We start from the raw sequence: 13,565 nt of genomic DNA, 5'->3' as shown, positions 1-13,565 counted from the left end.
TGTTGCCGATCCGCCACACTCCGAGCCTCCAGGGTCATATCTTCGCAATATCAGGGGCATCGGGGACGATCCTTAACCACCATCCTCCATTGCTCGACCCAACCTTCGGTATGGGTGGCGCCGGAAAAGGTTTCGGATTTGACGCAAGAATCCGCCCCTGCCCGCACGGCGTAGCGGGACGCGACGAAGGGCGGCACCCATGGATCACGGCCACCGCTGTAATGGACTTGCGGCACCCGCGCCAGGGCCGGAGCCACGTCGATTGCATTGAGGGACTGGGGCATCTGCGACACACCATGATTGGCATGCAGGGCCACATGATCCAGATTGCCCGCCACGGTACGGATGCTGGCGACGTCGGTACGGCGGCTGGCCACCAGCACGGCGATGGCACCGCCGCCGGAATAGCCCACCAGATCGACTGCGGAAGCGCGCGAGCGGGCCTTGAGGTGGTCCACCGCCCGATTCATGGCGTCGACGACCTCGGGAGCGTAGCGCCGCCCGGTCCAATAGGACTCGTCGCAGCGGGCCTCGCGGTCCAGATCCACGAACTGGCACGGCCGGGCCACATAGGCCACGTTGCCGGAACCATCCTGGGCCGCCAGACGCAGTGCCAGGGGATCGGTGGGCGTAGGATTGATGGGCGGCCGTCCGCCGACCCAGCCCTTGCCGTCACCTTCGAAATACACGGTCAGCGATTGGCCGGGCGACTGGGCACGGATATAGGCGAGCAGGTTGAATCGCTCGGCGGCGACCACGGTTCGCGCCATGCCCGCCCTTGCGCCGATGGAATCGGCCAAACCGTTGCGATCCTCCACGGAACTGCAACCGGACAACGCGGCCAATACCACCGTGACAAGCGCTTTGGCGCTGGACCTCATGCTCACCTCGTACCAGGAAAGGGCCCAATCATCCGGCACCGCCACCACCACCGTCAAGAGTCGAATCCGGCCGGATCATGAATCTTTCCGTGTGCCGCACCACCGCTGCCATAGGCTCCGATAGGCCAGTTCAAGATTTGCCACCCCACCCGGCTCATCCATCAAAGGACTGCAAGACAGAATTTGTCTAAGAGTCTTCCGATAGCGCTGAAGTTTAGCTCGATTGGAAGCCAACTCGACGGCGATTCTGACATAGTCATCCATGGTGGTCGCCACCAGCTCGGAAAGATTAGCGTTTGACAACATGGACACACCGAAGCGCTGCCCGGGATGGTGCCCGGCCAATGACACCACCGGCACCCCCATCCACAAGGGAATCACGGTGGATGTCGCCCCGGTCACCGGAAAGCTGTCCAGGATCACCGACACCCGGCCATAGACCGGCCAGTGCAGGTTCCATCCGCCCCCCACATCCTCGAAGTCCACGCGCTTCCCCAGCGACGCAAGGCTCCGTCGATAATGTGCCAAAGCCTGGCGGTTACCGAAGCGGGGGTGCTTGAGCAGCAACCGCGAACCGGGAACCGCATCCAACATCCTCCCCCAGGCCGCCAGCACTGGTGCCGAATACCGCAAAGGCTCGGCAAAACAGGCAAACACTGGTGGCCCGTCCTCGCGCGGGGGAACCTCTGGCCAGTCGGCACGGGCACGAAACGGCATGAATGGCCCGGGTAGCCGCACCACCGACTCGGTGAAGAAGGCGTCGGTGCCCTCCGGAGCAATGTGACGGTCTGTAATGAAATGGCGGATGGCGGGCACCCCCAGGGTTCCGGCCATCCCGAGATGGTTGCCCAGTTGCACGGGCGCCGGCTCCAGCGAGAACATGGACAGACGATTGCCCCGGGAATGCCCGGCGCAATCCACCAGGATGTCGATGCCATCGATCCGGATCTGCTCAGCCAGGGCGGCATCATCCAAATGCTCGACCTCCCGCCACGTCAGGTCCAGCCCGCGAAGGCGCTCGCTGACCGCGTCGCGTATGCCTCCCAGCGCGTAGCAGAATACCGCGTATCGATTTCTGTCGTGCCCCTCCAGAACTGGTTCCAGGAAATAGTTGGCGGCGTGATCGCGAAGATCGGGCGACAGATACCCGACCCGGAGCATCCGCTCGGGATCGCGATCATTGGCGTGACGCGGAGGAACAACGGCCAACGGGGCATGCCGTTCGCCCCATTTGCGGCTTTCCTCCGCGATCTCCTCCCCCGAAACCTCGGGCAGGTAGTACAGGTTGAACAGCAGATTGCTGTTTGCCTTCGCATAGCCGGGATGGATTTCCACCGCTCGACGGAAGAAAGCCACGGCTTCCGCCGGACGTCCCAGGTCGGCGACGATATGGCCGAGATTGTTGCAGGCGTCGGCGTAGTCGGGATTGACCTCGAGGGCCCGACGATAGGAGGATTCCGCCTCGTCCAGCCGCCCCAGTTCAGCCAGGGCGCAAGCGGCATTGTAGTAAGCGGGAGCATGGGTGGGAAATGCTTCCATGCACCGACGATAGGCGGCCAAGGCTGCGGCACGCCGCCCCAGATCGGCAAGCGCGGCCCCCAGATTGCATAGCCCTGATGCAGTTTGACGTCGGGCCAGGGCCCGCTCGAACAGTTCGACGGCACATTCAAGGTTCCCACGGCGATAGGCCACGACCCCGTAGTCGTGCATGGCCGCAGCATCCGCAGGATTAAGCAGCAAGATGTGATCCAGAAGCGCTTCCGCCCGGTCGATCTGCCCGTCCGCCATGGCGGCCCGCGCTCCCCACAACAACAGGCTCAGTTCCCCCAGCAGCAGATGCGCCACGTCGGGATCATCGGGAACCAGGACAAAGGCGGACCAGACCGCGCTGGCGGCCCCCCGGGCTTCGCCGGTTCGGCGGCGGGCTAAGGCCAGGGCCAGCCACAGGACCACGTCCGTATCCAGGGCGCGGGCGACATTCTCCAGGACGCCCAGGGCGGCAGCGTCCTGCCCGGCCGCCAGATAGGCGATCCCCAGATTGATCGGGCAATTGGCGGGAGCCATCCCCTGGCTCAACTGATCACTATATGCCGCGATTAATGCCTCGGGCTCTCCCCCGCCCAAAGCAGCGAAAGCGTCACCCAGCCAGGACTCGAGATCACTCATTTCCGGTCTCCACCGGTATTGGCACAGGCATCGCGCCAGATGGTCCGCAAGGCCTTTTCCACCGCCCGTGCATGGCCCGGCCCGTCCAGCAATGGCGATTCCCGCAGCCGGTCGCGCAGGCTGCGCCGCAACTCCGCCAGCCGCTCCCGGTCATTCGCCAGTTCGGCCACCAAGCGCACATAGTCCCGGGGGGTTGCCGCCGACAGTTCCGGCAGGCCCGCGGCTGTCACCACCGCGGTCCCGAATCGTTGGCCCGCATGCCCCCCAGACAGCGTCACCACCGGCACTCCCATCCAGAGCGGGATCAACGCCGAGGTCGCGCCACTCACCGGCCAGGTGTCCAGCACAAGCCTCACCCGGCCATAGACCCCCATATGCGCCCCCCAGCCGCCCTTGACGCCCTCGAAATCCGCCCGATCCGCCACCAGGCCGAACAGGCCCCGCCAATAGGCCGCCATCTTGGGGTCGTCATAGGTTCCGTGCTTGAACAGCAGCCGCGACCCCGGCACCGCGTCCAATACCGAGCGCCACAGCTCCACCTGGGCGCCATCCACCCGCGACGGGTCGGAAAAGCAGCCCAGAACCGGCGGCCCGGTCGGCGCAGGCGCAACCTCGGGCCAGTCGGTACGCGGCAGGAAGGCACCGAAGCTCCCCTCTAGCCGCATCACCCGCTCGCTGAACTGGTCCTCGAAGCCCGGCGGCGTCAGGACCCCATCGGTCAGAACCCAGTCCATCCACGACAAACCGGTGCTGCCGCCATAGCCCAAAACCGCCGACACCTGCACCGGCGCCGGGCGCTCGGACATGGCCAGAAGCCGGTTGCCCTGGGTATGTCCGGCCAGATCGATCAGGATATCGATGCCATCGGCGCGGATGCGCTCCGCCAGGGTCCGGTCCCCCATGCGGTGAATATCCACCCAGCCATCGGCCAACGACCGAAGCCGTTCCGTCGTCTTGTCGGGACGCGCCGTCCCGGAATAGCAGATCACCTCCACCGCAGAACGGTCATGGCCCCGCAGCAGCGGCTCGCTGAAATAAGCAACCGCGTGTTCCTTGAAGTCCGGCGAGACATAACCCAGACGCAGCCGCTTGTCCGGGTCCCGCGCCAAGGGCCGCGCGCCCAGCGCCAAGGCCCTCGTCGCCTCCCAGCGACGCCCCTCGGCCAGCATTGCCCCACCGGTTGTCGCAGGGTCGAACAGCATGGTGAACATCACATTGCTGTGCGCCACGAACAGACCAGGCTCCAACTCCAGCGCCCTCCGGTAATGCGCTTGCGCCGACGGCCAATTCCCAAGGTCGCGGAGCAAATTGCCCAGGTTGTTATGCACCGCCGCCGACGCTGGATCGGCCGCATCCAGGGTTTCCACCGCCTCCAGCCTGCGGCCGAGGCGGCCCAGCGCCGAGGCCCGATTCACCAGGACAGTCGTATCGCTGGCGATGCCACCATCGGACATGGCTGTAACCTCCAAGACGTCGTCCCAGGCGTCAGCATCCACCAACAACTTCGACAGGGCCGCCCGGGCGGGCACGAACCAGGGATCGGCGGTTATGGCCCGTCGCAATAGGGACTCGGCCTCGACGATGCCACCTGTCTCCATTAGCAGGCTGCCTAGATTGGCCAGGGCGATGACATCGCCGCCATCTAGACGGAGTACCCGACGTAGTTCCGTCTCGGCATCGCTAAGCCGCCCCAGCGCCCGCAGCACCTGTGCGCGATTGACGCCATAAGGCAGGGATCCGGGCGCGGCCGCCACCGCCCGTTCGATCAGGACCAACCCATCGGCGTGCCACCCCCTCTGGTGGAGACAGACCCCCATCAGGTGCAGCAGCTCGGCATCCTCCGGCCACTTTTGCAGCAGACGGCGATAGATGGCCTCCGCCTCGGCGAGACGGCCAGCTCCATGGGCCGCCATAGCCGCTTCGCGTCCCCTCAATTCGCTGGCGTCCATGCCGTCAGGGTCTCCCCCCGTTGCGCGGCGTCCACCGCCGCCGCGATGAAGTCCTCGAACTCGCGCACCATGGCGACATTGTCGAACAGAATGACGGAACGCTCGCGGATGGTAGCGCGAACCGACTCTCGCCAGTCGGCGTCGCGGGCCAGTCGCAAGGCCTTGTCCACGTAATCGTCCACGTCACGGGCGACCAGATCCTCGAATCCCATGCGGCGGTACAGGCCCAACGACACTCGACCGCGCATGTAGTCACCCGGAAGGGTCACCACCGGCGAGCCCAGGGCCAGCGCCTCGTGGGTGGAATTGCCGCCGCTGAAATGGAAGGGGTCCAGGTTGACATCGGCCACCTTCAGCAGACTCATGAAATCCAGCCGTGACATCTGGGGCAAGAAGACGATGCGTTGCGCCACCGCCTCGCCGCAAGCCTTGGCCAGGCGCAGCTGCAGGGCCGGTCGCCAGGCTTCCATGGCCGAAGTGGTGATGTACAGCCAGCCATCGGGGTCCTGCGTCAGGATGCGCGCCACCGCCACGTCGAAATCGGGATGGAACTTCATCAGGTTCTGCGGGCAGACATAGATGTGTGCGTCATCGGGCAGTCCCAGCCGGGTGCGATCGCCCGGGGCCTCGTCCACCGGCGGGCGGGGATAGCAGGTGGGCAGATGGGCCAGCCGGATCAGGGTCTCGCTGTAATGGGCCTCGGCGCCGTCCGGCTCCAGCAAGCTGGAGGACAGGAAATAGTCCATGTTGGGGATGCCGGTGGTGTCGGGATGGCCCCAGGTGACGCACTGCACCGGCGCCAGTCGCGAGAAGGCCAGGAAATAGGTCAGCCCCACCATGCCGATCTCGAAATAGAACAAGGCGTCCAGTTCTTCTTCCATCACTGCTTGGCGGGCGCCGTCAAGGTTATTGGACAGGTAACGCACCTTGTCCGCCAACTGATCCATGGCGTCGGAGCGAGAGTCAGCGACACCACCCGGCCGGAAGAACACCAGTTCGAAACGGTCGCGGGACAGGTTGCGGATCAGGCCTTCGTTTAGATTGTCCAGGGTGCGGTTATGCAGATAGGAGCCGACGACACCCAGCCGGATTTTCTGCCCCTTCCCGCGCCGACGCGGCCGGGCGCAATGGGGCGCCACCGCATCAAGGCCAGGAACTGAATCGAGATAGAACCGAGCGAGATGCTGCTGAATCTCCACGTCATTGAAGTTGTGATAGCCCAGTCCAAAGCCGGTTTCACCCACCGTGGCCAAGGGATCGCGAATGACCACACCCTCGGCCCGAAGACGATCCAGACCGTCCTCGAGATTTCCGCGGTATTCAAGCATGGCCTGGACAGACGGATAAACCCGCGGGGCCAGCATCAGCGCCCTCAGTCCGTAGCCGCTGGGGCCTTCAATCGCCTCGGCGCGACGGCAGCAATCGCGAGCCTCCTCGATCATGCCACCCCGCTTATAGGCACTGGCCAGATTAAACAGGGTGGTGGTCGAGTCGGGCTCCAGTTCTAGTGCGCGCAGGTACAGGCCAATGCACTGCTGGACCCGATCAAGATTCTGGCTGGTGTTGGCAGCGTCCAGGGCCATGGCCAATTTGCCGAGGGCATCGGCATTCTCGGGATCAAGCGCCAGGGCGTTGACAAAGGCGTCGGTGGCCTCCGCCAGTCTTCCCAGGTCCATGTAGCCAATACCCAGGTTGCAGTGCATCTGGCAATCATAGGGGGCTGCCGCCACGGCATTGATGAAGCAGCGCAGCGCCTCGTCTGGACGGTGGCCGCGCGCCGCCGCGGCCAGTTGTGTCCAGGCGTCACTGCGACTCGGATCGGTGTCGGCGAGCGCAGCCCATACCGGCAAGAGATCACCGCCATATTGCGACCTCAGCGCCAAGAGAAGCTCCATGGCAGCCGAAAGTGCCTTGGTCGGCCGGGTCAGGGCCGGAGTCAATATCCGCTCCGCCTCCTGGTGACGTCCGCTGTCAACCAGAAGGGATGCCAAGTTGAGCATGGCCCCAGGATGGAGAGGATCGGCGGCCAGAGCCCGGCCATAGGCCAGTTCGGCATCGGTCCGCTTGTCGGCTTCATGCTGCAGCGCACCCAGTTCGAAGGCCAGACGCACATCGGAAGGCCGCCCCTCCGAGGCGCTTCGCAGCAGGCTTTCGGCATCGGCCCACTGCCCCTGCCCGACCAATTCCTGCGCCCTGGCAACAATGGTCGCAGCTTCTGCTTCCGGATCAGATGCCAGTTTCCAAGCCATGCTCCGCCTCGTTCACGCTGCCGCACCATTGCCGCCACATCCGGCGATATTCATCCTCGATGGCCCTGGTCACGGCAGTGGAATCCACGATCGGGCTGGAACGTACGGTGTTGCGCAAGCATTCCCGATAACGCTTCAGCCTGCCGCGATCCTCCGCCAACCCGGCTGCCAATTCCACATAGCCGTCATGGTCGACAGCGATCAGTTCCGGCACTCCAGCATTGGTCAGCATGCTGACACCGTAGCGTTGGCCCGAATGATGCCCCGCCAGTGTTACAACCGGCGCCCCCATCCAAAGCGGAATCAGGCTCGAGGTCGCCCCCGTCAGGGGAAAACTGTCCAATACCACCGAAACACGGCGATAGACGGACTCCATGTTGGCTGCCCAGCTCCCAGGAACGCCTTCCATTTCCAGGCGGTTTCCCAGGATGGAGAAGCGCTCCCGCCAGTACCGGGCCTGATCTGGATATTCGTAGGTCTTATGCTTCAGCAGCAGCCGCGATCCCGGTACCCGATCCAAAATCCGCCGCCACAACTCCAGGCTTACATCACCGATGCGGCTGGGTTCGGCGAAGCAGCCAAACAGCGGCGCGCCCTCGGGCAACGGCGAGACATCGGGCCAGTCCCCCCGCGGCAGGAAAGGCGCCACCACCGTGGGCAGACGGATCAGGGTCTCGGTGAAATGGTCGTCGTAACCGTCCGGAGTCAGATAGGGGTCGCTGAGAATGTAGTCCATGGCCGCAACGCCGGTAGTGGTGTCGTGCCCGACCAGGGTCGAAACTTGGATTGGAGCAGGCTTGCGCGCGAAGACATGCATGCGCATGCCGATGGTATGCCCAGCGCAGTCCACCAGGATGTCGATGCCATCGGCCTGGATCATGGCGGCGACATCATCGTCGCTCTTCTTCAGGGTGACCCGCCAGTGATCGGCCAAGGCCTCGAACCGCCGGGTAACAGCGTCCTCGTCCTCCACTTGTGAATAGCAGAACACCTCGAATCGGCTCCTGTCATGGGCCTGCAACAGCGGTTCCAGGAAATAGGCGACGGCATGGTTGCGGAAATCAGGGGACAGATAGCCGATGCGCAGGCGGCGTTCGAGGTCGGGAGTATTGGCGTGGGACAGCCGGGCGATATGGCCCAAGTGGCGGAGATCCCATTCGCGGTAGGAGTCGCGAAACACCCGTCCCTCCACTCGCCAGTCAGTCCGCAGACAGGCGATGATGTTATGGTGCAAGCCATAGTCATCCGGCGCCAGGGCCGAGCCACGGCGAAACGCCTCCAATGCTCGTTCCATCTCGCCAGCACCGTGATAAGCATTGCCCAATGCCTGGTAGGCTAGGGCGAAGTCAGACTTCAACTCCACTGCTCGCTCGGCGGCGCGGATGGCGGCGGAAATTCGCCCCATCAGCCGATATAGGCGGCTTAGATTGTAGAAGACATAGGGATTGTCGGGTGCCAGATCTGCGGCCCATTTCAGCATGGTCTCAGCCGGCCCCAACTGCTTGGCGTCCTGATAGACCAGACCAAGATGCAAGGCCGCATCGGAATGCATGGGCGCTTGGTCGAGAACCTCCTTGTAACCTTGGATGGCATCCTGGGTGCGGCCAACCTCGTGCAAGGAGCGAGCGCGCAAGAACAGCAGGTCTGTGTCGGCCGGGCTTAAGGCCACCGCCTTATTCAACGGCCCCAAAGCCTCGCTGAACTTGCCGCCGCGGACCAGCAACGCCCCCAGCCAGCCATTGAGATCAGCCGAATCTCCCTGGTCCGCCAACATCTGTGCACAACATTCCGCCGCCTCCGCCAGTCGGCCCTGCCCTTCCAGGCAGCGAGTCAAATTTCGGCGGGCCTCCAGCATTGCGGGATTCAGCCCAAGGGCTGTCAGAGCCGCAGACTCGGCCTCGGCCAGGCGGCCAAGCGCCAACAAAGCTGCGGCGAGATTGGACCAGCAGGTCGCCGAGGAAGCCAGAGCCAGGGAGCGCCGCATCAACTCGGCCGCCGACTCGGAATGGCCACACTGATGAGCCAGCATTCCCAGCATGTGCAAGGTGTCAGCATGCTCAGGAACCGCGTCCAGAATACGCCGATAGAGGACTTCCGCCTGGGCCAGCGCTCCATTCCGATGCCAGCCAAGTGCCCGGTCGTAGGCCTGGTCGATGGTCAGCGGATCGTCGCCGCTTCCACTCATTTCCGGTCTCCACCGGTATTGGCACAGGCATCGCGCCAGATGGTCCGCAAGGCCTTTTCCACCGCCCGGGCATGCCCCGGCCCGTCCAGCAATGGCGATTCCCGCAGCCGGTCGCGCAGGCTGCGCCGCAACTCCGCCAGCCGCTCCCGGTCATTCGCCAGTTCGGCCACCAAGCGCACATAGTCCCGGGGGGTTGCCGCCGACAGTTCCGGCAGGCCCGCGGCTGTCACCACCGCGGTCCCGAATCGTTGGCCCGCATGCCCCCCAGACAGCGTCACCACCGGCACTCCCATCCAGAGCGGGATCAACGCCGAGGTCGCGCCACTCACCGGCCAGGTGTCCAGCACAAGCCTCACCCGGCCATAGACCCCCATATGCGCCCCCCAGCCGCCCTTGACGCCCTCGAAATCCGCCCGATCCGCCACCAGGCCGAACAGGCCCCGCCAATAGGCCGCCATCTTGGGGTCGTCATAGGTTCCGTGCTTGAACAGCAGCCGCGACCCCGGCACCGCGTCCAATACCGAGCGCCACAGCTCCACCTGGGCGCCATCCACCCGCGACGGGTCGGAAAAGCAGCCCAGAACCGGCGGCCCGGTCGGCGCAGGCGCAACCTCGGGCCAGTCGGTACGCGGCAGGAAGGCACCGAAGCTCCCCTCTAGCCGCATCACCCGCTCGCTGAACTGGTCCTCGAAGCCCGGCGGCGTCAGGACCCCATCGGTCAGAACCCAGTCCATCCACGACAAACCGGTGCTGCCGCCATAGCCCAAAACCGCCGACACCTGCACCGGCGCCGGGCGCTCGGACATGGCCAGAAGCCGGTTGCCCTGGGTATGTCCGGCCAGATCGATCAGGATATCGATGCCATCGGCGCGGATGCGCTCCGCCAGGGTCCGGTCCCCCATGCGGTGAATATCCACCCAGCCATCGGCCAACGACCGAAGCCGTTCCGTCGTCTTGTCGGGACGCGCCGTCCCGGAATAGCAGATCACCTCCACCGCAGAACGGTCATGGCCCCGCAGCAGCGGCTCGCTGAAATAAGCAACCGCGTGTTCCTTGAAGTCCGGCGAGACATAACCCAGACGCAGCCGCTTGTCCGGGTCCCGCGCCAAGGGCCGCGCGCCCAGCGCCAAGGCCCTCGTCGCCTCCCAGCGACGCCCCTCGGCCAGCATTGCCCCACCGGTTGTCGCAGGGTCGAACAGCATGGTGAACATCACATTGCTGTGCGCCACGAACAGACCAGGCTCCAACTCCAGCGCCCTCCGGTAATGCGCTTGCGCCGACGGCCAATCCCCAAGATTGCGGAGCGTATTCCCCAGGTTGTTGTGGAGATGCCCTGCGACCGGGTCGGCGACGATGGCCGCCTTGTAAGCCTCCACCGCTTCCAGCTTGCGGCCGATACTGTCGAGAATGATGGCAAGGCTGTTGAGAACACCGGCATGGCCCGACCGCAGCCGTAGGGATCGCTGATAGGCTTGCACCGCCTCAAGCGGACGGTTTGCTCCCACCCAGGCGCGGCCAACATCATGGAGCCGCGAGGGGTCGCCTTGTGCCAACCGATCCGCTTCGGCCAAAGCCGCATCGGCCGAACGCCCCATATCTGCAAGAACGCTCCCCAAAGCTAGCCAGCAGCGCCACGGGTCATCGTCAAGCCGTGTAGCGGCGGCAAAGGAGTCGGCCGCAGCGGCCGGGTCGCCGCTTTCCCGGAGCAGTAGTCCTAGATTGTAATGGTAGGTGCCGTTATGGGGATCGGCACCGATGGCAGCGCGCCCGGCCTTGATTCCCTCGGCATGACGGCCGAACTGACGGCAAATTTCGGCGAAATTAGCCAAATGGCGCGCCGAAGGTGCCTCACTCATCTCCATCGAGCGCCGCACCAGACGGTAGGCAGTCGAGGAATCCCCCTCGAGATGACGGAGCAACCCAAGAGTATGCATGGCGTCGGCATGCCCTGGCCATCGGGCCAGCACAGCCCCCGCCACCGAAGCCGCCTCCCGGAAATGCCCTTCCCTTTGCAGGGCAAAGGCCGTCTGCAACTGTTCGTCTGCCGATGGCTCGTCGCTCATCTCCCTGCCTCGGCCAACCAGGCATGCCACACGTGGCGAAATGCCGCCTCCCACTGGCGGGCGGCCCCCTGGGCATCGCACAGGGCAGAGTCCCGCAGGGTCGGCCGCAGCGACGCGCGCAGCCGGGCCAGCCGGGTATCGTCGGCGATCAGGGCAGATCCCGCCGACACGAAGGCGTCGTCGCTCTCGGCTGCCAGATCGGCCAGCCCCAGGTTATGAAGGATGGGAGCCCCAAACCGCTGCAGTGTATGAGTTCCGACCCGAGACAACACCGGCACCCCCATCCAAAGCGGAATCAGACTCGAGGTCGCCCCCGCCGCGGGAAAGGTATCCAACATCACCCGAACTCGGCCATAAACATCCATGTTGCCGACCCAGCCACCGGGCAGCCCTTCGAATATCGCGCGATCGGCTATTGGGGCGAAGCGAACCGCCCAGTGCTCGGCCATGGCGTCGCTGCCATAGGCCTTATGCTTGAACAAGATGCGTGCCCCGGGAACCGCATCGAGCAGGCGGCGCCAAAGCAGCAGGGTCTGGCGGCTGATACGGGCGGGGTCACCGAAACAGCCGAACAGAGGCTGTTCCGGTACCGAGGCCACTGGTTCCGGCCAGAAGTCCTTGGGCTCGAACGGAGCGAAGACCTTGTCGAGCCTGATCACAGTCTCACTGAACTGACTGTCGCTTCCGGCCGGGGTCAGAAACGGATCGCCGATGAAGTAGTCCATCTCCCTCACGCCGGTCGTGCCGCCGTGGCCTAGGGGCGTGGTTATCTGGATGGGGGCCGGGCGACGCTTGAAGGCGGTCAAGCGATTGCCTCCGGAATGGCCGCCGCAGTCGACCAGGATGTCGATGGCGTCGGCGCGGCACATCTCTGTCAGCCCTTGGTCGTGGATGCCCTTGCTGTCACGCCAGCAATCGACACTGTCGCGAAACCAGCCGGTCACCACATCCTCGTTGCGGACCTCGTTGTAGCAGACGAGCTCAACGCGCGAGCGGTCGAACGCCCGGAACAGCGGCAGTAGGAAGTAACTGACGGCATGGTCCTTGAAATCGGCCGATACAAACCCGACGCGCAGCCGCCGGTCTGGATCCCGATCGTTGGCGAAGCTATGCTGGATAATGGGGGTGCGCATGGACTGGGCGCGATCCCATTCCCCACATTGGCGCAGCAGGGTTTCCCCGGTGGCGTCATGCATGTGGATCATCGCGAAAATGAGATTGCTGTGTGCGACGGCCTGCCCGGGGTTGACCTCGACAGCGCGACGAAAAATGTCCGCCGCCTCCTCGGCTCTGCCTTGCATCTGATAAATATTGCCGAGATTGCTGAGCGCGGCATCGTTGGCTGGCCGCAAGGCCAAGCACCGCTGGAGAATCGCCGTCGCCTCGAACAACTGGCCTCGGGAGGAATATGCCAGTCCCAGATTGTTCAGGGCCTCCACGAAATCAGCACGTAAGGCCAGTGCGCGCTGATAACAGGCGACCGCCTCGTCCACGCGCCCTGCCTTGCGATGCAGTTCGCCCAGACCGTTCAGCCCCTCGGGAAAGTTCGGGTCGAGCTTGAGCGCCTGATAATGGAAGGCTTCCGCCTCCTCCAATCGCCCAAACCTTTCCAGGGTGATGGCGTAATTATAGCTGTAGAGATGGTTGTCGGGCGTCAGCTCATAAGCCTTCTGGCGACAGATCAGGGCTTCATCCATGCGCCCCATTTCCTGAAGCAGATTGCCCAGGTTGTTGAAGGTTTCGCTTTGGTCGGGGTTCAGGGCCATCGCTTGCATCGCGGCACGCTCGGCTTCGACACCGCGCCCCACCCCGACCAAACTCAACGCCAGATGCTCGTGATAGGCGGCGTCGGTGTTCTTAATGGCGATGGCCTGGGTGATCAGATCGACGGCCGCGTGACAGTTGCCGGTCTGGAAGGCCACCAGCCCTAGAAGGTGAAGTGCGTCAGGCTGGCGCGGATCAATATCGAGTATCTGGCGATACAGATCCTCCGCCTCGCGCAACCCCCCGCTGTTATGATGTCGGATGGCAAGGGCCAATACTTCGGAAATGGACGGCATGGACGGATGATC

7 protein-coding genes are annotated in these 13,565 nt (G+C 64.3%); all 7 read right to left on the bottom strand.

The genetic code is table 11. The annotated features are described in order from the left end of the window. Positions 1 to 50: 50 nt before the first annotated feature. The 7 genes from A6A04_RS02105 to A6A04_RS02075 all read right to left on the bottom strand — a co-directional run bounded on the left by A6A04_RS02105 (position 51) and on the right by A6A04_RS02075 (position 13,553). On the bottom strand, positions 51 to 881 hold the full coding sequence (locus A6A04_RS02105) for a dienelactone hydrolase family protein (RefSeq protein ID WP_068489629.1): 831 nt from the start codon (positions 879 to 881) through the stop codon (positions 51 to 53). A 75-nt stretch (positions 882 to 956) separates the two neighbouring features. Continuing rightward, positions 957 to 3,047: an O-linked N-acetylglucosamine transferase, SPINDLY family protein gene (locus tag A6A04_RS02100; protein WP_082914631.1), complete on the bottom strand. Its 2,091-nt coding sequence runs from the start codon at positions 3,045 to 3,047 to the stop codon at positions 957 to 959. Continuing rightward, on the bottom strand, positions 3,044 to 4,996 hold the full coding sequence (locus A6A04_RS02095; RefSeq protein ID WP_082914630.1) for an O-linked N-acetylglucosamine transferase, SPINDLY family protein: 1,953 nt from the start codon (positions 4,994 to 4,996) through the stop codon (positions 3,044 to 3,046). The genes A6A04_RS02100 and A6A04_RS02095 overlap by 4 nt, the downstream gene beginning before the upstream one ends. Beyond that, entirely contained in the window at positions 4,978 to 7,245 is a 2,268-nt protein-coding gene (locus A6A04_RS02090) for a tetratricopeptide repeat protein (protein ID WP_082914629.1), read from the bottom strand. The genes A6A04_RS02095 and A6A04_RS02090 overlap by 19 nt, the downstream gene beginning before the upstream one ends. Next, positions 7,223 to 9,430, bottom strand: a complete 2,208-nt coding sequence (locus A6A04_RS02085) for a tetratricopeptide repeat protein (protein ID WP_068489593.1) — start codon at positions 9,428 to 9,430, stop codon at positions 7,223 to 7,225. Before A6A04_RS02085 ends, A6A04_RS02090 begins: the two co-directional genes overlap by 23 nt. Next, a complete protein-coding gene (locus tag A6A04_RS02080) occupies positions 9,427 to 11,493 on the bottom strand; it encodes a tetratricopeptide repeat protein (RefSeq protein WP_082914628.1) in 2,067 nt (688 codons plus the stop codon). Before A6A04_RS02080 ends, A6A04_RS02085 begins: the two co-directional genes overlap by 4 nt. Next, entirely contained in the window at positions 11,490 to 13,553 is a 2,064-nt protein-coding gene (locus A6A04_RS02075; RefSeq protein WP_068489591.1) for an O-linked N-acetylglucosamine transferase, SPINDLY family protein, read from the bottom strand. The genes A6A04_RS02080 and A6A04_RS02075 overlap by 4 nt, the downstream gene beginning before the upstream one ends. Between the last annotated feature and the right edge of the window lie 12 nt (positions 13,554 to 13,565).

The sequence above is a fragment of the Paramagnetospirillum marisnigri genome (assembly GCF_001650715.1).
In the GTDB taxonomy this organism is placed as follows: domain Bacteria; phylum Pseudomonadota; class Alphaproteobacteria; order Rhodospirillales; family Magnetospirillaceae; genus Phaeospirillum; species Phaeospirillum marisnigri.
This window is presented reverse-complemented; position numbering and strand designations above follow the sequence as displayed.

Bases quoted from the DNA above. Each gene is read 5' to 3' on its own strand.
- A6A04_RS02105 (WP_068489629.1), bottom strand. From the start codon at position 881: ATGAGGTCCAGCGCCAAAGCGCTTGTCACGGTGGTATTGGCCGCGTTG.
- A6A04_RS02100 (WP_082914631.1), bottom strand. From the start codon at position 3,047: ATGAGTGATCTCGAGTCCTGGCTGGGTGACGCTTTCGCTGCTTTGGGC.
- A6A04_RS02095 (WP_082914630.1), bottom strand. From the start codon at position 4,996: ATGGACGCCAGCGAATTGAGGGGACGCGAAGCGGCTATGGCGGCCCAT.
- A6A04_RS02090 (WP_082914629.1), bottom strand. From the start codon at position 7,245: ATGGCTTGGAAACTGGCATCTGATCCGGAAGCAGAAGCTGCGACCATT.
- A6A04_RS02085 (WP_068489593.1), bottom strand. From the start codon at position 9,430: ATGAGTGGAAGCGGCGACGATCCGCTGACCATCGACCAGGCCTACGAC.
- A6A04_RS02080 (WP_082914628.1), bottom strand. From the start codon at position 11,493: ATGAGCGACGAGCCATCGGCAGACGAACAGTTGCAGACGGCCTTTGCC.
- A6A04_RS02075 (WP_068489591.1), bottom strand. From the start codon at position 13,553: ATGCCGTCCATTTCCGAAGTATTGGCCCTTGCCATCCGACATCATAAC.